At 63.3% G+C, this 20671-nt stretch carries 23 protein-coding genes; 19 read left to right on the forward strand and 4 right to left on the reverse strand.

What is annotated here, in order from left to right:
• Positions 1 to 84 precede the first annotated feature (84 nt).
• The 3 genes from adhP (at position 85) to AQZ49_RS18895 (ending at position 1687) form a co-directional block, all read left to right on the forward strand.
• Positions 85 to 1179, forward strand: coding sequence for an alcohol dehydrogenase AdhP (adhP, locus tag AQZ49_RS18885; RefSeq protein WP_156428402.1), 1095 nt, complete (start codon positions 85 to 87; stop codon positions 1177 to 1179).
• Positions 1180 to 1242: 63 nt separating this feature from the next.
• A complete protein-coding gene (locus AQZ49_RS18890) occupies positions 1243 to 1461 on the forward strand; it encodes a hypothetical protein (protein ID WP_067619553.1) in 219 nt (72 codons plus the stop codon).
• Between the two features lie 31 nt (positions 1462 to 1492).
• Positions 1493 to 1687 (forward strand): hypothetical protein, encoded by a 195-nt coding sequence (locus AQZ49_RS18895; RefSeq protein WP_067619556.1) that lies wholly within the window; start codon positions 1493 to 1495, stop codon positions 1685 to 1687.
• A 7-nt stretch (positions 1688 to 1694) separates the two neighbouring features.
• Here the strand turns inward: AQZ49_RS18895 and AQZ49_RS18900 are convergent, their stop codons facing one another.
• Positions 1695 to 1901 carry a hypothetical protein gene (locus tag AQZ49_RS18900; RefSeq protein ID WP_067619559.1) on the reverse strand — a complete coding sequence of 69 codons (207 nt, stop codon included), beginning with the start codon at positions 1899 to 1901 and terminating at the stop codon, positions 1695 to 1697.
• Between the two features lie 263 nt (positions 1902 to 2164).
• On the opposite strand from AQZ49_RS18900, the gene AQZ49_RS18905 reads away from it, so the two are divergent.
• Positions 2165 to 3148, forward strand: coding sequence for a zinc-dependent alcohol dehydrogenase family protein (locus AQZ49_RS18905; protein WP_067619831.1), 984 nt, complete (start codon positions 2165 to 2167; stop codon positions 3146 to 3148).
• Positions 3145 to 4014: an ADP-polyphosphate phosphotransferase gene (locus AQZ49_RS18910; RefSeq protein ID WP_067619562.1), complete on the forward strand. Its 870-nt coding sequence runs from the start codon at positions 3145 to 3147 to the stop codon at positions 4012 to 4014. Before AQZ49_RS18905 ends, AQZ49_RS18910 begins: the two co-directional genes overlap by 4 nt.
• Positions 4015 to 4081: 67 nt before the next feature.
• On the opposite strand, the gene AQZ49_RS18915 is transcribed toward AQZ49_RS18910, so the two are convergent.
• Positions 4082 to 4375, reverse strand: a complete 294-nt coding sequence (locus AQZ49_RS18915; RefSeq protein WP_231739317.1) for an SHOCT domain-containing protein — start codon at positions 4373 to 4375, stop codon at positions 4082 to 4084.
• Between the two features lie 81 nt (positions 4376 to 4456).
• Positions 4457 to 5173, reverse strand: coding sequence for a DUF6629 family protein (locus tag AQZ49_RS18920; protein WP_067619565.1), 717 nt, complete (start codon positions 5171 to 5173; stop codon positions 4457 to 4459).
• A gap of 295 nt (positions 5174 to 5468) precedes the next feature.
• Here AQZ49_RS18920 and AQZ49_RS18925 point away from each other — a divergent pair, with 295 nt between their 5' ends.
• Positions 5469 to 6632: an NAD(P)-dependent alcohol dehydrogenase gene (locus AQZ49_RS18925; protein WP_304438462.1), complete on the forward strand. Its 1164-nt coding sequence runs from the start codon at positions 5469 to 5471 to the stop codon at positions 6630 to 6632.
• A gap of 40 nt (positions 6633 to 6672) precedes the next feature.
• On the opposite strand, the gene AQZ49_RS18930 is transcribed toward AQZ49_RS18925, so the two are convergent.
• Complete coding sequence (locus tag AQZ49_RS18930) at positions 6673 to 7824, reverse strand: alkene reductase (protein WP_197411131.1); 1152 nt, start codon at positions 7822 to 7824, stop codon at positions 6673 to 6675.
• 342 nt (positions 7825 to 8166) lie between these two features.
• On the opposite strand from AQZ49_RS18930, the gene AQZ49_RS18940 reads away from it, so the two are divergent.
• From AQZ49_RS18940 to AQZ49_RS19000, 13 genes are all read left to right on the forward strand, one after another.
• Positions 8167 to 9402 (forward strand): TIGR03118 family protein, encoded by a 1236-nt coding sequence (locus tag AQZ49_RS18940; RefSeq protein WP_067619571.1) that lies wholly within the window; start codon positions 8167 to 8169, stop codon positions 9400 to 9402.
• Between the two features lie 4 nt (positions 9403 to 9406).
• Positions 9407 to 10024: a lytic transglycosylase domain-containing protein gene (locus AQZ49_RS18945; RefSeq protein ID WP_082701917.1), complete on the forward strand. Its 618-nt coding sequence runs from the start codon at positions 9407 to 9409 to the stop codon at positions 10022 to 10024.
• A complete protein-coding gene (locus AQZ49_RS18950) occupies positions 10021 to 10323 on the forward strand; it encodes a TrbC/VirB2 family protein (RefSeq protein WP_067619577.1) in 303 nt (100 codons plus the stop codon). Before AQZ49_RS18945 ends, AQZ49_RS18950 begins: the two co-directional genes overlap by 4 nt.
• 6 nt (positions 10324 to 10329) lie before the next feature.
• Positions 10330 to 10614: a VirB3 family type IV secretion system protein gene (locus tag AQZ49_RS18955; RefSeq protein ID WP_067619580.1), complete on the forward strand. Its 285-nt coding sequence runs from the start codon at positions 10330 to 10332 to the stop codon at positions 10612 to 10614.
• Entirely contained in the window at positions 10611 to 13034 is a 2424-nt protein-coding gene (locus AQZ49_RS18960; protein ID WP_067619583.1) for a VirB4 family type IV secretion/conjugal transfer ATPase, read from the forward strand. The genes AQZ49_RS18955 and AQZ49_RS18960 overlap by 4 nt, the downstream gene beginning before the upstream one ends.
• Positions 13034 to 14245 (forward strand): TrbL/VirB6 family protein, encoded by a 1212-nt coding sequence (locus AQZ49_RS18965; protein ID WP_197411133.1) that lies wholly within the window; start codon positions 13034 to 13036, stop codon positions 14243 to 14245. The genes AQZ49_RS18960 and AQZ49_RS18965 overlap by 1 nt, the downstream gene beginning before the upstream one ends.
• Entirely contained in the window at positions 14242 to 15081 is an 840-nt protein-coding gene (locus AQZ49_RS18970) for a TrbG/VirB9 family P-type conjugative transfer protein (RefSeq protein WP_067619589.1), read from the forward strand. The genes AQZ49_RS18965 and AQZ49_RS18970 overlap by 4 nt, the downstream gene beginning before the upstream one ends.
• Positions 15082 to 15368: 287 nt before the next feature.
• Positions 15369 to 16160, forward strand: a complete 792-nt coding sequence (locus AQZ49_RS18975) for a TrbI/VirB10 family protein (RefSeq protein ID WP_231739319.1) — start codon at positions 15369 to 15371, stop codon at positions 16158 to 16160.
• Positions 16157 to 17149, forward strand: a complete 993-nt coding sequence (virB11, locus tag AQZ49_RS18980) for a P-type DNA transfer ATPase VirB11 (protein WP_067619594.1) — start codon at positions 16157 to 16159, stop codon at positions 17147 to 17149. Before AQZ49_RS18975 ends, virB11 begins: the two co-directional genes overlap by 4 nt.
• A 211-nt stretch (positions 17150 to 17360) precedes the next feature.
• Complete coding sequence (locus AQZ49_RS18985; RefSeq protein WP_231739320.1) at positions 17361 to 17960, forward strand: RNA polymerase sigma factor; 600 nt, start codon at positions 17361 to 17363, stop codon at positions 17958 to 17960.
• A 9-nt stretch (positions 17961 to 17969) separates the two neighbouring features.
• Entirely contained in the window at positions 17970 to 18596 is a 627-nt protein-coding gene (locus tag AQZ49_RS18990; RefSeq protein WP_067619596.1) for a zf-HC2 domain-containing protein, read from the forward strand.
• Positions 18597 to 18655: 59 nt separating this feature from the next.
• Positions 18656 to 19855, forward strand: a complete 1200-nt coding sequence (locus AQZ49_RS18995) for a S8 family peptidase (protein ID WP_197411134.1) — start codon at positions 18656 to 18658, stop codon at positions 19853 to 19855.
• A 51-nt stretch (positions 19856 to 19906) separates the two neighbouring features.
• Positions 19907 to 20665: a TorF family putative porin gene (locus tag AQZ49_RS19000; RefSeq protein WP_067619601.1), complete on the forward strand. Its 759-nt coding sequence runs from the start codon at positions 19907 to 19909 to the stop codon at positions 20663 to 20665.
• The last annotated feature ends 6 nt before the right edge of the window (positions 20666 to 20671 follow it).

Consider the following 20671-nt stretch of genomic DNA (forward strand, 5'->3'; position numbering starts at 1 on the left):
CCACGAAAAAGCACCCGCATGATCCGATGACAGGGGCGCCCCAGGGCGCCCCATGCCCCCGCCAACACAAGGGATTGCCCCATGTTGCCCAAGACCATGCAGGCCGCCGTCGTGACGGCGTTCAAACATCCGCTGCAATTGCAGGAATGGGATGTGCCAAGACCCGGCCCCGGCCAGATCCTCGTCAAGACCGAGGCCTGCGGCGTGTGCCACACCGATCTCCACGCCGCCAACGGCGACTGGCCGTTAAAGCCCAAACCGCCGTTCATTCCCGGCCACGAAGCAATCGGCATCGTCGTCGCGCTGGGTGCCGGTGTGACCATCGTCAAGGAAGGCGACCGGGTTGGTGTGCCCTGGCTCTATTCAGCCTGCGGGCATTGCGAATATTGCCTGTCGGCGTGGGAAACCGTGTGCGATCAGGCCGAATTTGGCGGCTATACGCAAAACGGCGGGTTCGCCGAATATCTGTTGGCCGATCCGAACTATGTCGCGCACATTCCCGCCGGGCTGGGCGCCAAAGAGGCCGCGCCGCTGATCTGCGCGGGCATCACCACCTACAAGGGCATCAAGGAAACCGAGGCCAAACCGGGCGAATGGATCGCCATTTCGGGGTGCGGCGGACTGGGCCATCTGGCCATTCAATATGCCAAGGCAATGGGCCTGCTGGTCTGCGCGGTCGATATCGAGGACGGCAAGCTTGACCATGCCAGACGCCTGGGCGCAGACTTGGTGATCAATGCCAAGAACGAAGACCCGGCCGCAGTGTTGAAAAAGGAAACCGGCGGCGGCGCCCACGGCGTGCTGATCACCGCGCCTTCGCTGCCTGCATTCAAACAGGGCGTGGCGATGACGCGCAAGCGCGGCACTTGCGCGCTGGTCGGTCTGCCACCGGGCAGCTTTCCGCTCGATATCTTCAACCTGGTGGCTGGCGCCGTTACCGTGCGCGGATCGTTTGTCGGCACGCGCAAGGATATGGCCGAAGCGCTCGATTTCGCGGCCCGCGGCAAAGTCCATGCCGATATCGAACTGCAACCCCTGTCGGCCATCAACACCGTGTTCGAACGCCTGGCGCACGGCGATGTGCCATCGCGCGTGGTGCTCGATTTTGTCGGTACCGGGCCCGGCACCGCCAAGGCGCATCATGCCGATGGCAAGTTGATCGAGCCGGCTGGCGCCTGACATGACACTGCCCCGCCTCACGCCAGGTGAGGCGGGGTGCTCATTCCCGAAGGACACCCTGACATGACCGACCTTGATCGCGGCAAGCTGCCAGACAGCAAATGGTTCTGGCTGCTCCTGCTGATTGCGCTGCTGGTGGTCGTGGTGATGTGGTTCGCCAACCCGCTGGGCAGCATGCGCGTGCCGCCGACCGGTGGGACAACCAGCCAGTCGACCCCCGTCGATCCGGCAGAGCAGGCTTCGCCGTCGGTGCCACTGACGTTGCCTTCGACGCCGGGCTGACCGACCGGCCGTTTTCAAAAGGCGACAGACAATGCCCCGGATGGAACACATCGAGCTGGAGCGGCACAGTCGCGCAATTGTTGCCGACCTGACCAAACTGATCGAACATTGGCGCGCGGTGTTCGATTGGGATGTGCCGGACATCGACCAGACTTGTGCTGACGCCCTGATCTTCAAGGAAGTGCGCGCCGCGCTCGATCAGATCGAGCGCGATCTGCTCCGATAGCCGGCGCTCAGGGTTCGCCCAGCAGGTCGTCGGCCTTGCTGTCGATGCGCGCCTTGTCTGCCGCGCTCAGCCTGCCCTTGTGCAACTCCTCGGCGGCGCGCGCCTTGGCGTTCCCGGCACGGCTGGCGTCGGGCATCGGATAGACGCGCTGTTCGGGCAAGCCAAAGGCGCTGTCGGGCAAGGCGTTGCGCTGGTGCGTCAACAACCGGGTCATGCTGGTCTCCTGACTGTACGATACTCCTGGTGCAGCCGATCGGCGCACACGGGCAGCCCCGGAAACTACCCGCATTGCGTAGAATCCGACGCTGCCCGGCGATGGTCATGGGCGACCATCATGGTTTTTTCCGGCGGAGGAACATGATCACACAACACACTTTCAAACACAGCGCGCCGGGGCTGGTCGCACAGGATTTGTCCGGCGTGCTGCAAACGCCGAAAAGTGCAAGCCGACAGCCTGCCAACCCAAAGGATACGCCGATGAAGGCCATGGTACTCAACCACCCCGGCACGCCGCTGGTCTGGACCGACTTGCCCGACCGCCAGCCCGGCCCGGACCAGGTGCGGGTCAAAGTGCTGGCCTGCGGAGTCTGTCGCACCGACCTGCACGTCTGTGACGGGCAATTGCCCAACCCTGTGTCACCGATCATTCCCGGCCATGAAATCGTCGGCCGGATCGATGCCATCGGCGCGGGCGTGACCCATCTCAAAATGGGCCAGCGGGTCGGCATTCCATGGCTGGGGCACACCTGCGGGGTATGCCCCTATTGCCATGCCCATCGCGAAAACCTGTGCGATGCGCCGCTGTTCACGGGGTACACGCGCGACGGTGGATTTGCGACCGCGGTCATTGCCGATGCGCGCTTTGCCTTTCCGCTGGGCGAGGCCGGCAGCGATGTCTCGCTCGCGCCGCTGCTGTGCGCGGGACTGATCGGCTGGCGTTCGCTCAGGATTGCGGGCGATGGCAAAAAGCTGGGAATCTATGGCTTTGGCGCCGCCGGGCATATCGTGGCGCAAGTGGCCAAATGGCAGGGCAGACACGTCTATGCGTTTACCCGTCCGGGCGATACCGGCACCCAGGACTTTGCGCGCAGCCTGGGTGTAGTCTGGGCCGGGGGTTCGGATGAACAGCCGCCCGAACCGCTCGACACGGCGATCATCTATGCCACCGTCGGCGATCTGGTGCCAACCGCGCTGCGCGCCGTGCGCAAGGGCGCGCGCGTGGTCTGCGCCGGAATCCACATGAGCGACATCCCGCAATTTCCCTATGATATTCTGTGGGAAGAACGCCAGCTCGTGTCGGTCGCCAATCTTACCCGAAAGGACGGGATCGAATTCCTCGGGCTGGTCCCCAGGATCGGCCTGGTCGTCAAGACGACGACGTATCCGCTGCAACAGGCCAACCAGGCGCTGGCCGATCTGCGGGCGGGCAAATTCGACGGCGCGGCGGTGCTGGTACCATGACCATCAGGACCGAACAGTTTCGCGTGCACGAAGGCGACACCGTCAAGCTGCACAAGCTGCCCACGCGGACCGACCCGATTTACGGATCACCGGCGGACTATCAGGATCGTCTGGCCAGCCACGTGGCCAGATTGAGCGCATTGCAGGAATTGCTCTATGCCTCCGATCGCCATGCCATCCTGCTGATCTTTCAGGCGATGGATTCAGCCGGGAAAGACGGTGCGATCAAGCACGTGATGTCCGGGGTCAATCCGCAAGGGTGCCAGGTGTTCAGTTTCAAGCATCCCAGCGCCGCCGAACTGGAGCATGACTTTCTGTGGCGTACCACGCGCGATCTGCCCGAACGCGGTCAGATCGGGATCTTCAACCGATCCTACTATGAATACGTGCTGATCGTGCGTGTCCATCCGCACCTGCTCGCAGGCGAGGGATTGCCGGACAAGGCGTCCCCGGGCCGTTCGGTGTGGAAAGACCGTTTCCGGTCGATCACCAATCTTGAGCGCCATCTTCACGAAAACGGCACGCGCATCATCAAGATCTTTCTCAACCTGTCGAAGGAAGAACAGCGCAAACGGTTTTTGCAGCGCATCGACCAGCCCGACAAAAACTGGAAATTGAGCCTTGACGACATCGCGGAACGCAAGTGCTGGCACAAATACATGCGGGCCTATGAAGCATGCCTGTCCAACACCAGCACCAAGCAATCGCCGTGGTATATCGTACCGGCCGACGACAAGGACAACGCGCGCCTGATCGTATCGCAGATCCTGGTCGATACGCTCGACGAGCTGAAAATGGCGTTCCCCAAACCTTCACCCGCACGCATCGAGGAACTATTTGAAATCCGCAAGAATCTGGCGAAATGATTGCAATGAAAGCGCCGGTCCACAACGCGGACCGGCGTTCCCTGCAGGCCAGATCTGCAGACGAAATCTATGCGGCGGCGATATCCGATTTCTGTTCGAGATATTGTTCACGGGTCAGCTTTCCGGCGGCATACCGTTCTTTCAGTATCGCCAAGGCATCCTTGTCCGGCCAGTTGTCGAACTTGCGGTGCGCGCGATAGGAATAACCCCAGTTGCCAAAGCTGGAAAACATCAGAATGATGAATCCAAGCCACAAGAACCAGCCCCAGCCGAAATAATATCCATCGTTGTAGTTCATCATAGCGGCCTCGTTGAAATGGGTAAACCAGCGAAGATCGATCGATGACCGAGTATACTTCACCGCCTTTTCAACCATTGCTCTTTGCAAATTTTATGGCGAGCCCCGGAAACTACGCAGTCTGGGGCGGACCGGAGCGGTAGGTCACCCTGCCGCTTGCTTGCGCCACCGCAGCCAGGGAAGCAGGTATGGCCGGAATCTTGCCGACAGCCCGTTGGGCGTTTCCACATCAATGCTGCCGCGATGGAATTGCCAATAGAGCATGATGCTGAGCATCGCGGCGTAGAAACACCACACCGAGGCAAAGGCAAATTCGCGGACGATCTCGACGACGGTCAACCCGATGACGTTGAGCACCCCGTACCACCGGACCACGCGATGCGTGGAAAGCATCAGCGCCCCGCATGTGGCCAGGATGTACAGGCACGAAATCAGGAAATTGCCGGTGACCGGATTGCGATAGGCAATCGAATGACACTGCACGAACGCCCGGCTGGGCCAGGCCACCAGCCCTACGATGTCCCAAACACAGGCTATCGCGCCGATGCAGACCAATGCCAGGATCGCCCGGCGCCGCCAGCCCGCCGGTTCCATCAGCACGACGGCGACCGGCATCAGCAGGGGCAGCACACCTTGCGCATAGATCATGAACAGGAACGCCACATGGTCGAACGCGACTTTGCCAATCCGCCCATCAAGTCCCAGCCAGACAAAGCCTTCGCAAAACTGGTGCACCGCAAACAATAGCGGCACGGCTGCAAACAACAGCGTCCGCGGTTCACGGACATGCCGCAATGTCGCCACGCCGATCGTTCCTATTCCGCCAGATGCAATGAAACTGGCCGTCGGCGAAAAGCACATATGGTTCTCTCTCTCTCCGCGTATTTGTGCCGAAATTCCGGCAAAGCCGGAATTTCGGGAGTCGGCACCGGCTCGCTCCCGAAACGCAGGTTTCGGCCCAGGCATGGAACGCCAGGACACTCCCCTGTGAAGGGTTTGCACCCACATAGCCAGCGCCGCCGCACGCCGCCGGTTGCACAGGGCATAGCTGGGTAAATTCCGACGGTGGTGGGTTGGGATGACGGCGCCCAGCTTTGCCCGTGGCCTGTGCGATGGGCGGCCTGCCCCTCGCCTAACCCGGACCCTGGAGACGAGCGTGACCGAAACATTTTTCCCGGAAAAATTTGCCGACCGTGTCGACACCGCGGGGCCGCTGATCGGCACCGCGCCTGCCGCTGCGGGTCGGACGACGCCTGCGCAAGCCTGGGGCGCTCAGCGCGAAAATGGCCCGATCGCGCCGATGCCTATCCAGCGACGAGCGCTGTTGCCCGACGATGTCGCGATCGATGTGCTCTATTGCGGCGTGTGTCACAGCGACATTCACATGGTTCGTGGCGAATGGGGTGCCCAGCCCTTTCCGATGGTTCCGGGCCACGAATTCGTCGGGCGGGTCACCGCTGTCGGGCGCGACGTGACCCGGTTCGCTCCAGGTGATATCGCAGGCGTTGGCTGCATGGTCGACAGTTGCTGCGCCTGCGACAACTGTATGGCCGGGCTGGAACAATATTGCACCAATGGCGCAACGCTGACTTATGCCTCACCCGATACGCGCGGCCCGGGGCAAACCATGGGCGGCTATAGCGAACGCATCGTGGTGCGCGATCGATTTGCGGTCAAAATTCCCGATGGGGCCGATCTGGCCAAGACGGCACCGCTGCTGTGTTCGGGGATTACCACGTTTTCACCGATGCAGCACTGGCGACTGGGCTCGGGCCAGCGCTTTGCGGTGATCGGGCTTGGCGGCTTGGGGCACATGGCGTTGAAGCTTGCCGTGCATCGAGGGGCCGAAACCACCGTGTTCACCACCAGCGCCGACAAGGCCAAGGACGCGTATGCCATGGGCGCCACCGACGTGGTGGTATGGCATCCGACCGCAAACGACCCGATTCCGCTGGCAAAGGAGCTCGCCAACCGGTTTGATTTCATGCTCTCGACCATCCCCTCACCCTATGATCTGGCCCCGTTCCTGCCCCTGATCCGGCGCGATGGTGCGTTCGTCAATGTTGGCGCGCCGGGTCTGATCGGCGGTGTAACGGGCGGCGCACTGTGGGATCAGCGGCGTTCGCTGGTCGGATCCTGCATCGGCGGCATGCCCGAAACACAGGAACTGGTCGATTACTGCTGCGCAAACGCGATCCGCCCGCAGATCGAACTGATCCACCCGGATGACATCACCCAAGCCTATCTGCGGGTCGAAAACAAGGAGGTGCGATACCGGTTCGTCATCGATCTGGCCGCCGGAAAGACTGCGCAAGCATAGCACGACAGAGGCTGCCAGTTTGCCTGGCAGCCTCCGCCGGTCAGCCCACGCCCGCCGGAACCGGCGCGGCGATGGGCGTCAACGCGGGATAGTCGGTGTAACCGTGCGCGCCGCCGCCATAGATCGTATCGGCGGCCATCATCGGGTTCAACGCGGCGTCCTGTTGCAGGCGCGCGACCAGATCGGGATTGGCGAGAAACGCCCGCCCGAACGCGACCAGATCTGCCCGGCCGCTGGCTACAGCCGCCATCGCCATGGCACGGTCATAGCCGTTGTTGACAATCCATGTCCCGTGAAAGCGGTCGCGCAAGGCGACATAGTCGAACGGCGGCTGGTCGCGCGCACCGCCAGTATCGCCTTCGACCACATGGACATAGGCAAGGCCAAGCTGATCGAGCCGGTCCACCACATGGTCGAACAACGGCTGGGGATTGCTGTCGTGCGAATCCCCGGCGGTGGACACCGGTGAAATGCGCACGCCAAGCCGGTCAGCGCCGATGGCCGTTGCACAAGCCCGGGTGACTTCGATCAGCAACCGCGCCCGATTGTCGATCGATCCGCCATAGCTGTCCTGCCGGTGATTGCTGCCGTCCCGCAAAAAGGCATCGAGCAGGTAGCCATGCGCGCCATGGATCTCGACCCCGTCAAATCCGGCATCGCGGGCCCGCAACGACGCATTGGCAAAATCGGCGACGATCCCTGGAATTTCCGACAATTCCAGCGCGCGCGGCATCGAACAGGGGGCAAAGCCGCCCTCGCCCGATCCGGCACCGACAAACGTGCGGGTGTTCGCGCGGATTGCCGAAGGACCGACCGGAGCCAGCCCGCCAGGCTGAAACGTGGTGTGCGAAACACGCCCGGTATGCCACAACTGCACCACGATGGTGCCGCCGCGGGCATGCACGGCATCGGTAACCTTGCGCCAGCCGATCACTTGCGCTTCGGTATAGCAGCCCGGTGTGTCGGCATAGCCTTGCGCTTGCGCGGACACTTGCGTGGCCTCGGCAATGATCAACCCGGCGCTGGCGCGTTGCGCATAATATTGCGCCGCCAGCGGCCCCGGCACCAGCCCGGGGCCCGCGCGGTTGCGCGTCAGCGGGGCCATGACAATGCGATTTGCGCAGTGAAATGCGCCAACATCGACACGCTCGAACAGCGCCCCGGCGGTGCGCGTGGAATAAAGTCTGGCCAATCTGGTTCTCCTGGCCGAAACCGGCCGATCACTGCGAATTGCAACAGGCCTTGCATGTCGCGTTTCATCCCAGCGTGATCGGGTCGGAATCTACGCAACCAGGCCCCCGGTGACCGAGGCGCAAGGCCGTCTGAACAACCCAAAAAATCGCGAACGGCGCCAGCACAGTCGATATCCGCAGCTCAGATCCCCGCAGCACGGCGCACGCAATGGGCTGTTGAACAGTTTCAAACGCGATCTGGAAAATAAATCTCGCCTGGAATTGAACGTTGGAGCGCTCGCCAGTCATCCACCGCAGGGATGAGGTCGTTTCGGCCCCGACCATTCCGGGAGTTTGCGACAATGAAGAGAACTGGTTTCCGCTTGGCTTGCTTGGCGTTGGGCACAAGCGCCGTCATCTTGTCCGGTTGCGGCGGCGGCAGCGGCTCGACCGCAGGCGGCAGCGCGCCCGCGCCAGCACCGACTTCAACACCAACTGGCTATGCGGTGACCAACCTGGTGTCCGACACCAGTGGCAACCCCAACCAGGACCCCAATCTGGTTGACGGCTGGGGCATCGCTTTCGCGCCGGGCCAGGCTGTGTGGGTGGCTGACAACGGCACCAACAAATCCACTCTCTATGACGGTAACGGCGTGGTGCAGTCGCTCGTCGTGTCAATTCCGCCCGGTTCGGCAGGTTCCTCCAACCCGACCGGGGGCACGGCAAATCCCACTGGCATCGTCTACAATGGCACCAACGGATTCACGGTCAGTCAAGGCGGCAACACGGGGCCTGCCAGTTTCATTTTCGCGGGCGAAGAAGGAACGATCTCTGGCTGGTCGCAAAATGTCAACAATGGCAATGCCATCACGGTGGTCGACAACAGCACCAGTGGCGCTGTCTACAAGGGACTGGCAATATACACGCAAGGCAGCACCAATTTACTTTTCGCCGCCAATTTTCACACCGGCAAAGTCGATGTGTTCGACTCTTCCTTCAACAAAACCACGGTCGCCGGGGGCTTTACAGACTCGTCACTTCCCGCCGGATATGCGCCGTTCGGCATTCAGACCATCGGCAACATGGTCTATGTATCCTACGCCAAACAGGATGCGCAGGGGTTCAACGAGATCGACGGCGCCGGCCAGGGCTATGTGGACGCGTTCGACATCACCGGAACCCTCGTCAAACGTCTGGTCAGCGGAGGCGCCCTGAACGCGCCATGGGGAATGGCGATCGCTCCGGCGAATTTCGGCGCATTCAGCAATGACCTGCTTGTCGGGAATTTCGGTGACGGCAAGATAAATGTCTATGACCCGAACACCGGCGCGATGATCGGCACGCTGAGTGATTCCACCGGCGCGCCAATTGTCATCAGTGGACTTTGGGGCATCGCTTTCGGAAACGGGGCCTTCAACCAACCGACGAATACGCTGTTCTTCGCCGCCGGTCCGAACGGCGAGACCCACGGTCTTTATGGCCGCATCGATCTGCCGGGAACCTACACAGCACCGACGCCGACTCCAACCCCAACTCCCACGCCAACACCGGCACCAACGTCAACTCCGACGTCGTCTTCCGGTGGCTACAGCTACTAAACCCATGACCAGCCGCATCTCCGCCTCGCGCCTGGCACCCGGCACGGCACCGGAGAGAGGTCGGGCCGGGATTCGGTTGTTCCCGATCATGCTGCTGCTTGCCGCCTGTTCCGCCAGTCCAGCCTCGGCCCAAGTGTTCGAGGTTGGATCGGACGGCGTCAAGGAGGTCGGTTCAGCCCCCCGCAAACCGGCATCGCGCCTGCCGCCGCCTGCCGCCTGGGCGGCGGCGGCGGCTGGCGCGGCGGCCCGGCATGGGGTGTCGCCAGCGCTCGTCGACGCTGTCGCCCGCCAGGAGTCCGGGTATCGGGCCGATGCCGTATCGCGCAAGGGCGCGATCGGCGTGATGCAACTGATGCCCGAAACGGCGCGTGCGCTCGGCGTCGATCCGCACGACGCCCTCGCCAACATCGAGGGTGGCGCACTCTATCTGCGGCAACTGCTCGATCGCTTCGGCGGGCGCATCGACCTGACTCTCGCCGCCTACAACGCCGGCCCCGGTGCCGTGGAACGCTATGGCGGCGTGCCGCCCTTTCGCGAAACGCAAGCCTATGTCGCCGCCGGCCTTCGCCGTCTTGCCTCGCAAAGTCTCGTGCCACCCGCCCCTTCAGGAGCAATGCCATGACCCGTTTACGCCGTTCGTTTCTCGCTTCTCCCCTCCTCTTGGCCCTTGCCACGCCAGCCGCCGCTCACGCTGCCGCGCCAAGCGGGTCTGGTCCCATTCTCAACGCCGTAACCTGGATGCAGGATACGCTGCTGGGTGAAGTCGCCAGCGGGGTCGCGGTGATTGCGGTCGCTGCGGTCGGCTTTCTGATGCTGAGCGGCCGGCTCAACTGGCGCTATGGCGCGACGGTCATTGTCGGCTGCTTCGTCCTGTTCGGAGCGGCCACCATCGTTGGCGGCATCCGCGCCGCGGCCGGGTGATCGCGCATGATCGATCTTGTCCGCTCTCCGGTGTTTCGCGCGCTCACCCAGCCGCAAATGTTCGCTGGCGTCACCTACAGCTTCTTTGTGATCAATGGCGTCGTCACGACCGAAGCCTTCCTGATCGCACGCTCCTTTCTGGTGTTCGGGGTCGCCATCGCCGTCCACGCTGTCGGGTATCTTGCCTGCCTGCGCGAGCCGCGCATCTTTGATCTCTGGCTGGTGCGGGTCAGCCGTTGCCCTCGCGGACGTACCTGGCGGCAGCACCGCTGCAACAGTTACTACCCATGACTATCTCGGGCAGGCGCTCGCGTCGTGAGGACAAGGCAGGTGCGCGCCTGCCCTATCTGCGCGTCGAGGACGAGCGCACAGTCGTGCTGCGCGACGGCAGCCTGTTGCAATGCCTGCACCTCGAAGGCTTTGCCTTCGAGACTGCTGAAACTCTCGATCTCAATCATCGCCAGGCCATGCGCGATACCGCGCTAAAGGCCATCGCGAACTCGCGGTTCGTCGTGCATCATCACATCCTGCGCCGCCGCGTGTCGGTCGAGCTTGTCGCGCCCTTCGCTGATCCTGTCTGTGCCGAAGTCGACCGGCGCTGGCACAGCCGCCTGCAGTCGCGGCGGCTGTTCGTCAACAGCCTGTTCATCAGCGTGCTGCGGCGGCCATCGCGCGGCAAGGCGGGGTTTGCCGAACGTCTCACCGCCCCCCTTTCACGCGGGCTCGGATCGGCCGAACGTGCGGCGGTGTTGAAGCGAGATATCCGCGAACTCGATGCTGCACGCGAAGCGCTGCAGGCAGGACTTGCGAGCTACGCGCCCACGCTGCTGGCTGGCTATGACACGCCGCACGGGCGCTGTTCAGAGCCGCTCGAACTGCTCTCTGCCTTGTATAATGGCGAACTGCGGCCGGTGCTCGCGCCCGACGGCGATGCCGGTCATCACCTGCCCTATAAGCGGACCAGCTTCGGCGCGGAGGCACTGGAGCAGAAAGGTGCCGGTGCGGACAGGACCTTTGCTGCCATCCTGTCTCTGAAGGAATATCCACCGCAGGCGCAACCGGGCATGATCGATGCCTTGCTGCGCCTGCCCTATGAGATGGCCCTGTCCGAAAGCCTGTCGTTCGTGGACCGCCAGATCGGTGTCGAACGGGTCGATCTCGCCTTGCGTCGGTTCCGGGCCGCCGACGACGATGCACAGAGTCTGCGGCGTGGCCTGGTTGAGGCGAAGGACGATCTCGCATCGGGCAGATCGGCAATCGGCGACCACAGTTTCAGCGTATTGGTACGCGCGCCTTCGCTGGTTCAGCTCGATCGGGCAGCGGCGGAATGCGCCTCTGCGCTCGCCGATATCGGTGCGGTGCCGGTGCGTGAGACGCTCAACCTCGAGCCAGCTTTTTGGGCACAATTCCCTGGCAATGAGCACTATACGGCGCGCAAATCGCTGATTTCGACCGGAGCCTTCGCTAGCTTCGCCAGCCTTCACGGTTTTCCGATCGGACGGGCAGACGGCAACCACTGGGGCCAGGCGGTCAGCGTGTTCGAAACGACTTCGGCAACGCCCTATTTCTTCAATTTCCATTCCGGCGATCTCGGCAATTTCACCGTCATCGGGCCCTCGGGTTCCGGCAAGACGGTGGTGCTGAACTTCCTGGCCGCGCAGGCCGCACGCTTTGGACCGCGGACCATCTTTTTCGATAAGGATCGCGGTGCCGAGATATTCCTGCGTGGCATCGGCGGCCACTATGCAACGTTGCGACCGGGCCACCCGACCGGCTTCAATCCGCTCCAGAATGATGGCACGCCTGACGACCGGGCCTTCCTGCGATCGCTGATCGCACGTCTGGTGTGCAAACCCGGCGAACGGCCAACCCCCGATGAAGACGCCACCATCGCCTCTGCGGTCGTTGCCAACTACGAACAGGAAACCGGCTTTCGGCGGTTGCGCTATTTCGTCGAGTTGCTGGCGGGTGATCGCCGTCCCCAGCAGGGCGATCTCGCGTCGCGGCTGGCGCCCTGGGTTGGCGATGGCGAGCATGCCTGGCTGTTCGACAATCCGGTCGACCGGCTCGATGCCTCGACCCGCACACTCGGTTTCGACATGACCGCATTGCTTGAAGATCCGGTGCTGCGGACCCCTGCGATGATGTATCTGTTCCACCGGATCGAACAGCGCCTCGATGGTGAGCCCACCATCATCCTGATCGACGAAGGCTGGAAAGCGCTCGACGACGAAGTGTTTGCGGCACGCATTCGCGACTGGATGAAAACACTGCGCAAACGCAACGCGATTTTGGGGTTCGGCACCCAGTCGGCCCGCGATGCGCTGGACAGCAGCATCGCTTCGGCCATCATCGAACAGGCCGCGACCCAGATCTTCATGCCCAACCCGCGCGCCCAGCCTGAAGATTATTGCGAGGGTTTCGGCCTGACCTCGCACGAACTGGACCTGGTGCGGGCGCTGCCCCCGCATTCGCATGGCTTCCTCGTCAAGCATGGCCACCACAGTGTCGTCGCGAGACTCGATCTGTCCGACATGCCCGATCTGCTCGTGCTGCTGTCGGGGCGTGAATCCTCGGTGCGCAAGCTCGATGAACTGCGCGATCGATTTGGCGATGCGCCATCCAAATGGTGGCCCCATCTGATCGGAACACCCTGGCCGGGGCTGGCAGCAGAGGACGACACCCCGCGCCACTTGCGGATCGTACAATAATGGCCGGTCTTGCAGCTTGTCCCGCAGCCGACGCCGGTATGCTCGGCATCAGCAATGCGCTTGGCGCGGTCGATTGCAATGTCGGCTTGCTGGTAACCTCGAGCTATGGTCGGCTGTTCGGTACAGAAGGTGTGTTCGGCACCGTTCTGACCGGACTTCTGACGTTGTACGTCGGCTTTGTCGCGCTCGGTCTGATGACAGGCCGCACCCGGCTGACGCTTTCGGGCATGGTTCCCAAAGTGCTCGCAATCGGCCTGGTACTGACATTTGCGACCTCGTGGCCGGCGTATCATGCCCTGGTCTTTGGTTTGCTCGTGGGTGGCCCGGAACAACTTGCGACCGCGCTGGCCGGTGCGAACGGCGACACGCTCGGATTCGCGAACCGGCTCGACCTTCTGCTCGACGCCTTCGCCACTCTGGCCAAAGTCATTGGTGATAATGTCCCCAGCAGCGATGCAAAGGCGCTGGGACCTTTGGCTGGTCCGCAGATCGCCTCGGCATTGGTGTGGTTGAGCGGGATGATGATCCTGTTGGCGTCCGCCGGCGCCCTGGTGCTGACGCGGATCGTGTTGGCGCTGCTGCTTGCGATTGGACCGGTGTTCATCGTGTTCGGGCTGTTCCGCCAGACGCGCGGATTGCTGGAAGCCTGGCTGCGGACGAGCCTGCTGTTCGCTTTGGCACCGACGCTGACCGTGCTGGCAGGCTCGGCCGCGCTGACGCTGTTGACACCCCTTGTCGACATCATCGCGCAGGACCCCGCCGGTGCGGTCGCCGATTTGCGCCCGATCATCGAACTGTTCCTTGGCTCGCTCGTCTATGTCGGACTGGTCGCGATGCTGATGTGGGCGTCAGCCAGCCTGGTACGCGGCTGGCGGTTCGGCCGATCGGAGGGAGAACCGGCTTCGTTCGACCAGGTCCACCAGGCCGGTCTGCCGCCGACCACCTTGCACGGCGCGGCATCAGCCTCAGCCGCCACGCTCGCCACCGATGCGCGCGTGAACGGGATCGTCGTCGCGCTTTCACGGGCGGGACGCGACGACATGGCCATCCAGACCGCGTCGATCCGTGTCGAACAAGTGGCCGCGAATGGCTCCAACCCGATTTCCGCGCCCGGGACCGGTTCTCCGGCGGGCACGCAACGCCGGACCGAAGGGCTGGCACAGGGTCTGCGCGCTGCGCGCCGGCCTCACTTTGCTGGAGTTGTACAATGATTGGGCGCCTGGCGATTCTCGCCGTTCTGCTTTGCCCGACGGCAGCCATGGCCGGCGACCCCCGGATCCGTGAAACCTCCTATCATGCCCGGTCTGTCACGACCCTGCTGGGTTGCCCCGGCTTCCAGTCGACGGTGGCCTTCGGATCAGGTGAGCACATAGAAAACATTGCACTTGGCAATGCGGCGCTGTGGCAGGCGGTGCCGAACAAGCGCTCCGATCTTCTGTTCCTCAAGCCGGTCGGGCGAAGCGCGCAGACGAATATGACCGTGGTGACAGACCGGCATCGCTATGCCTTCGATCTACGGGCCCAGGCTGCCGCCGCTTGCCGCGCCGGACGGGTCACGTACGATCTGCAGTTCGCCTATCCAGATGAGCCGCCGACCCCTGCGGCTCAGGCGGCGGCGCCAGAGGTCCCGGCGCCGCCGCCACCCCCGGCGCCGGAAAGCGACCTGCCTGCACCAACTGCGCGCAACACCGCCTACAGCTACACCGGTGCTTCGGCGAATGTCCCGATCCGGGTGTTCGACGACGGACATTCAACCTGGCTGCGCTGGTCCGATGGCGTTGCGACACCGGCCATTTATGCGCTCGGATCGGACAAGGGCGAAACCCTGCTCAACTCAAGGATCAAAGGTGACTTCGTTGTGATTGATAGCGTCGGGCCGGCCTTTGTCTTGCGGCGCGGGACGGCCGTGGCCGTCCTCTACAATGACGGCTTTCAGGCACCCAAGCTTGACGCCGATGCGCCCCAGCCGCGGACCGGCAAGGCCCCCCGGCATGGGGGTCTCGCCCGGTTGCTGCACGGGGCCCGGACGGCGAGTAGCGCGCCATGACCGGCCTTGGTGCAAGCGACGGCCGCGCGCCGGCCGAGCCAGGCGTCCATGCCGACGAAAGTGATCTCCACGCTGCCAGCGTGCGCTCGGCGCCCGTCGTCGGCAGGCGCGCAAGCTTGGCCGAAGGCCTTGGCCTCGCGCTTGGCTTGATCGGAGCGACGGCGATCGGGAGCGCCACCATCTTCAGTCTGGCGGCCCATAAACAGCCGGTCGCAGCCAAGGCGGCAATTCCGACGGTGCCGGCGCCTTCTCCGCCGCCCTCGGTCGCAGTCTTGCCGGGTGCTCCGGTGCCACTGCCGACCCCCACCACCCCGCCCGCCCTTGCGGCAACTGCGCCCGCCCCGCCGCCGTTGCTGGTCCTCGACAACAGCACACCGCCCACGCTGTCGGGCGCCTCTGCCCCGAACCGGACCGCGCCCGGATCGTCTGCGTCAGGCCTTGCCAAACCCGAAGCCAATCTGTCGCCCGAAGAGCAGTTTTCCGCGCGTGCGGGTGATGAGCCGGTGCCAACCAGCCATGCCCACAGGCTTGATCATCCCGGCAAAATCGTTCCGCAAGGCACGGTGATACCGGCCGTGCTGGAAACCGCGCTCAATTCCGATCTCCCTGGCTATGCCCGCGCGCTGGTCAGCGGCGACGTCCGCTCGTTCGATGGCTCACACTTGCTGATCCCACGCGGTTCGCGCCTGATCGGCCAGTACAAGAGTGCGCTCCAGTCTGGGCAAAGCCGGGCGCTGATCGTATGGAACCGCTTGCTTCGGCCCGATGGCATTTCGATCCAGCTTGGTTCGCCTGCCACGGACGATCTTGGCCAGACCGGGCTGGCCGGCAAAGTCGACAGCCATTTTTTCCAGCGCTATGGCTCGGCCATTCTTTTGTCCGTGATCGACGGACTGGCCGGCGCGGTCGGCGGTTCGGGCAATACCGTAGTGCTCGGTTCGGTCAGTGGCAGCACGGGCGCAGCCGGCGTTGCGCTCCAGAACCAGATCAAGATCCCACCAACCGTGCGCATCCTCCAGGGGACGCCGATACAGGTCTTTGCCGCGCGCGACCTCGACTTCACCGAGGACGGACGATGACCGCGCTGACACTTGCAACCGCCGAGGCATCCGCCGATCCGGGCGTCTATCTCAACCTCTATCTTCGCCCGTTCGCCGCCTGGCTCGACCAGCCTGATGTCACCGAGGTGATGGTCAACCGGCCAGGGGAAGTCTGGATCGAACGTGTTGGCGAGCCGGTCATGCACTGCCTCAATGCACCTGCCGTGACTGAAGTCCTGCTTGGACGTCTGGCCGCACAGATTGCGCGGGCGACCCACCAAGGCGTGAATCGGGAAAATCCGTTGCTCGCGGCGATCTTGCCCGGCGGTGAGCGCGTGCAGATGGTCGGGCCTCCGGCAACCCGTTCCGGCTGGGGCCTGTCTATTCGCCGTCATCTTACCCTCGATCGCACGATCGCGGACTATGACCAGCCTCTCCCGCCGCCATCGACCGGCACAGACCACACAGCGCCGACGGAAGCCAACATCCGCCAAGCGCCGGGCACCTATCTGCGCGATGCCGTGCTTGCCCGCAAGACCATCCTGATTTCGGGCGGCACGTCATCAGGCAAGACCACCTTCCTCAACGCGCTGTTGAAGCTGGTGCCGGCACATGAACGGATACTTACGGTCGAGGATACGCCCGAGATCGTCGTTGGCCAGCCCAACACGCTGGGCCTTGTTGCGGTCAAAGGTGCGCTTGGCGAGGCGGCAGTCAGCGTCGAGGACTTGCTCCAGGCCTCGCTGCGGCTGAGGCCCGACCGCATTATCGTCGGCGAGATTCGCGGCCGTGAAGCGGCGACTTTTCTGCGCGCGATCAACACCGGCCACCCGGGCTCGTTCACGACTGTCCACGCCAACACGCCTGAAGGTGCGCTCGATCAGATTGCGCTGATGGTGTTGCAATCCGGCCTGTCGCTCTCGCGCGAGGAGACAATCATCTACACGCGGTCTTTGATCGATGTCATCATCCAACTCGGGCGGATCGATGGCGCACGCCGTATCGTCGATATCCGGATACTGTCCTGATCGCACCGCTGGCAAGGGGATGTGTGGCCCAACGGACCTCGCACGGCGGCCAGCAACGGGACGAGGCGCGCTATGCGGACAATCGGCCTTTGTCTTGCCGGTGTTCCTGACATAAAACGAAACCTCTTTTGAGTCTCTGCAACCAGCACATTGAACCTGTCGTGCCAATCTCGGCACCTACCGACACAGCTTTGCCGAGACCTGACCAACCGTGACCACCAACCGCCCCCCCAACTCGATTGCTCCGCTTCCCGCCCGCCTGCCGCTGGATGTGGAATTGCGACTTTTGCAAAGGGTGATCGAAGGGGATCGCCCCGCCTTTGAGCAGTTGTACCGCGTGTACCATCCCCGCTTGACGCGGTTTTTGATGAACCTGATCCGCCGGCCCACGCTGGTGGAAGAAGTGCTCAACGACACAATGATGGTGGTCTGGGAGAAAGGCGCGAATTTCAACGGCACCAGCAAATTGTCGACATGGATTTTCGCCATCGCCTACCGCAAGGCGATGAAGGGATTGCGCCGGCAGGACGAAGCCAGAGAAGACAAACAGGCCGAGAACCGCCCGTGCGACGCTCCGCTGCCGGAAAATGTGGCAGGACAAGAACGGATCCAGCGCCTGTTGCGCCAGGCCATCGACGAACTATCCCCCTCTCATCGGGCAGTTGTCGATCTGGCCTATTTTCACGACATGGGCTATCGCGAGATCGCTGATATTCTCGAATGTCCGGTCGATACAGTGAAAACCCGCATGTTCCATGCACGCCGCCATCTCAAGCGCCACCTAGACGGTGCGCTGGGCGACTGGATCTAGGATACCGCGATGTCACAATCCTCTACGCCCCACCCACAGACCATCCACGACCGGATCGAGGAACTGCTGCCGTGGTACGTCAATGCCACGCTTACGGCCGAAGAAACCGGCGAAGTCGATGCGCATCTCGGACAATGCCAGGCCTGCCGCGACAGTCTGGCGGTTGAAGAAGCGCTGGCCAGGCAGGTCAAGATGCTGCCGCTTGACGCACACCTGGAAGAAACACCCGCAGCCCCCAGATTCCCCGCGCGGGCCCAGCCGTTCTGGCATCGTCGCGTGGGCATTGGCTGGGCCCTTGCCAGCCCCCTGCTGGCCGCTTCGCTCGCTGCCATTGCAGTGCTTGGCCTGCGGCCCGGCGCCCCGTCCCTCGGTCAGGCCGGTCCTTATGTGGCCCTGAGTGCCGCCAGTTCGCCAGGACAGGGCAATCTGCTGGTAAAGCTGCAGCCCGATGCCAGCGAAAATCAGGTGCGCGATTTGCTGCAGAAAGTCGGCGCCCGGGTCGTCGATGGGCCCACTGTTGCCGATGCCTGGGTGCTGCGCGTTCAGCCAGATCAGCGTGACACCGCGCTGCACAGACTGCAGCAAGCCTCGATCGTGACCCTGGCCCAACCTCTCGTACCGGATGCGCAGCAATGATCGCACAAGGATGGTTGCGACGCGGGGCGCGCGTTGCACTGGCATTGGCGTTACTCTGGTTGACGCCCGCGTTGGTCGATGCGGAACCCGTTCGGGCGGAAAATGCGCCCCGGCAAGTGCTGGTGATGATCCGGATCGCACCGCCCCACCGCAAGGCAACGGCCGATTATGCCACCAGCTATGGCGATGGCGAAGATCAGGTTGCCCGGCGTCGCCGCGCGAAAGAGATCGCGGCGCGCAACGGATTTGACCTGCAGGACAACTGGCCGATGCCCCTGCTGGGGGTCGATTGCTTCGTCATGACGCTGCCGGCCGGCACCACCGTCGATCACGCCATTCAAGTGCTCTCCCACGAAGCCAACGTGGCCTGGGCCCAGCCCATGGAAGAATTCAACGGCCTTGCACTGGAGGGAAGGCGTGATCCTTTGCTCGATGCCCAACCGGCACAAACGGCGTGGCACATCAGCGATCTGCACAAGCTGGCGACCGGCCGCGGCGTGAGCGTGGCGGTCATCGACAGTCGCATTGATACCAGCCATCCCGACCTTGCCGGTCAGTTCTCGCACGTGCGCGATTTCGTCACCCCGCATGCCGCCCAGCCCGGCCCTGCCGAACGCCACGGCACCGCTGTTGCCGGAATTATCGCGGCGCGTGCCGACAACGGGATCGGCGTTGCCGGGCTTGCCCCGGAATCGCGCCTGATGGCGTTGCGGGCGTGCTGGCAAAGTCCGGCAACACCTGCAACCACCTGCAACAGCTTCACCCTCGGGCAGGCGCTTGAATTCGCGATCGAGCAGGGCGCGCAGATCATCAATCTCAGCATATCGGGCCCGCCTGATCGCTTGTTGGCCAACCTGGTGCAAGTTGCGCAACATCGCCACATCGCGATCGTCGCGGCAGTCGATCCGCACAATCCGGCGGCAAGCTTTCCGGCATCGCTGGCCGGTGTCATCTCCGTGACCGCCGATGCGCATTCCGGCATGCTCGCCACCTCCTATGTCGCACCCGGTCGCGATGTTCCGACGACTGTACCCGGCGGCGGATGGGGGCTGGTCAATGGCTCTTCGTTTTCGGCCGCGCATGTCAGTGGCCTGTTGGCACTGGTACGACAACGTTCCGGCAGCGCGCAGATCGCGCTGGCGCACAACGATCAGCGCGAGATCAACGCTTGCCTGACGCTGGCCCATCTCGCCGTGGGCTATCGCTGCGGCACCGACAACCGGCTGGCCCTTGTCGCCCAGGCCCACGGCAACAACTAAGGTTGAATGTCAGCTCACCAGCATCAGCCGAGCAGCCGAGCAAAGCGCCACATGCCGGTTCCCAATCGATCACCGGCCTGGCGGCTGGCGGGTGCCTGCGCAACCGTGATCGGTGCTTCCGCCGGACATCCGGCCCATGCCCAACTTGCAGGGTCGATCAGCGTCGAGAGTGACACCTACCTGCGCGGGTATAGCATCAGCGACAACCAGCCCACGATCACCGGCCAGGTCGATTATGACACGCAAGCGGGGGTCTATGTCTCCGGATCGGCAACCAGCACGCTGGTGGACGGCACGGCAAAATTTGTTGGCTGGCAGGGCGACATCGGCTTTGTCCGGCGGCTGAATCGAATGCTGTCAATGGACCTGGGCGTCAGCCGCGTCGATTTTCGTCAGGTCGACGTCTACTCAAAGGGCATAAGCTACAACGAGATCTATACCGGTCTGACCTATCGCCCGGTCACCTTGCGCCTGTCCTATTCGCCAGAATACCAGGCAAGCCATACGCAGACCCTGTACGCCGATCTTGCCATCAGCCAGGCGGTGGCCCGCCATCTCGTGATAAGCGCACATTTTGCAGAATTGCTCTACTTGAACCAACCTGCCCCCGCCAGGACGCGCTATTACGATACCTCTGCGACCGCGTTTCCGTACCAGCCCGACAATTGCGACTGGAGCCTGTCTGCAACCAGACAGCTTGGTCCATTCGAACTGCGCGCAAGCCTGATCGGTGCTGGCAACCGTGGCTCTCCGGTGGCACGTGCCAATCGGCCGGCGAGCGCGACAGTGGGCGCGATCTGGTCCTTCTGACACCCA

It is taken from the genome of Novosphingobium sp. FSW06-99, assembly GCF_001519065.1.
GTDB lineage: Bacteria > Pseudomonadota > Alphaproteobacteria > Sphingomonadales > Sphingomonadaceae > Novosphingobium.

Coding starts and splice junctions, on each gene's coding strand:
- AQZ49_RS18890 (WP_067619553.1), top strand. CDS start 1,243: ATGACCGACCTTGATCGCGGCAAGCTGCCAGACAGCAAATGGTTCTGG.
- AQZ49_RS18895 (WP_067619556.1), top strand. CDS start 1,493: ATGCCCCGGATGGAACACATCGAGCTGGAGCGGCACAGTCGCGCAATT.
- AQZ49_RS18900 (WP_067619559.1), bottom strand. CDS start 1,901: ATGACCCGGTTGTTGACGCACCAGCGCAACGCCTTGCCCGACAGCGCC.
- AQZ49_RS18905 (WP_067619831.1), top strand. CDS start 2,165: ATGAAGGCCATGGTACTCAACCACCCCGGCACGCCGCTGGTCTGGACC.
- AQZ49_RS18910 (WP_067619562.1), top strand. CDS start 3,145: ATGACCATCAGGACCGAACAGTTTCGCGTGCACGAAGGCGACACCGTC.
- AQZ49_RS18920 (WP_067619565.1), bottom strand. CDS start 5,173: ATGTGCTTTTCGCCGACGGCCAGTTTCATTGCATCTGGCGGAATAGGA.
- AQZ49_RS18940 (WP_067619571.1), top strand. CDS start 8,167: ATGAAGAGAACTGGTTTCCGCTTGGCTTGCTTGGCGTTGGGCACAAGC.
- AQZ49_RS18945 (WP_082701917.1), top strand. CDS start 9,407: ATGACCAGCCGCATCTCCGCCTCGCGCCTGGCACCCGGCACGGCACCG.
- AQZ49_RS18950 (WP_067619577.1), top strand. CDS start 10,021: ATGACCCGTTTACGCCGTTCGTTTCTCGCTTCTCCCCTCCTCTTGGCC.
- AQZ49_RS18955 (WP_067619580.1), top strand. CDS start 10,330: ATGATCGATCTTGTCCGCTCTCCGGTGTTTCGCGCGCTCACCCAGCCG.
- AQZ49_RS18960 (WP_067619583.1), top strand. CDS start 10,611: ATGACTATCTCGGGCAGGCGCTCGCGTCGTGAGGACAAGGCAGGTGCG.
- AQZ49_RS18965 (WP_197411133.1), top strand. CDS start 13,034: ATGGCCGGTCTTGCAGCTTGTCCCGCAGCCGACGCCGGTATGCTCGGC.
- AQZ49_RS18970 (WP_067619589.1), top strand. CDS start 14,242: ATGATTGGGCGCCTGGCGATTCTCGCCGTTCTGCTTTGCCCGACGGCA.
- virB11 (WP_067619594.1), top strand. CDS start 16,157: ATGACCGCGCTGACACTTGCAACCGCCGAGGCATCCGCCGATCCGGGC.
- AQZ49_RS18990 (WP_067619596.1), top strand. CDS start 17,970: ATGTCACAATCCTCTACGCCCCACCCACAGACCATCCACGACCGGATC.
- AQZ49_RS19000 (WP_067619601.1), top strand. CDS start 19,907: ATGCCGGTTCCCAATCGATCACCGGCCTGGCGGCTGGCGGGTGCCTGC.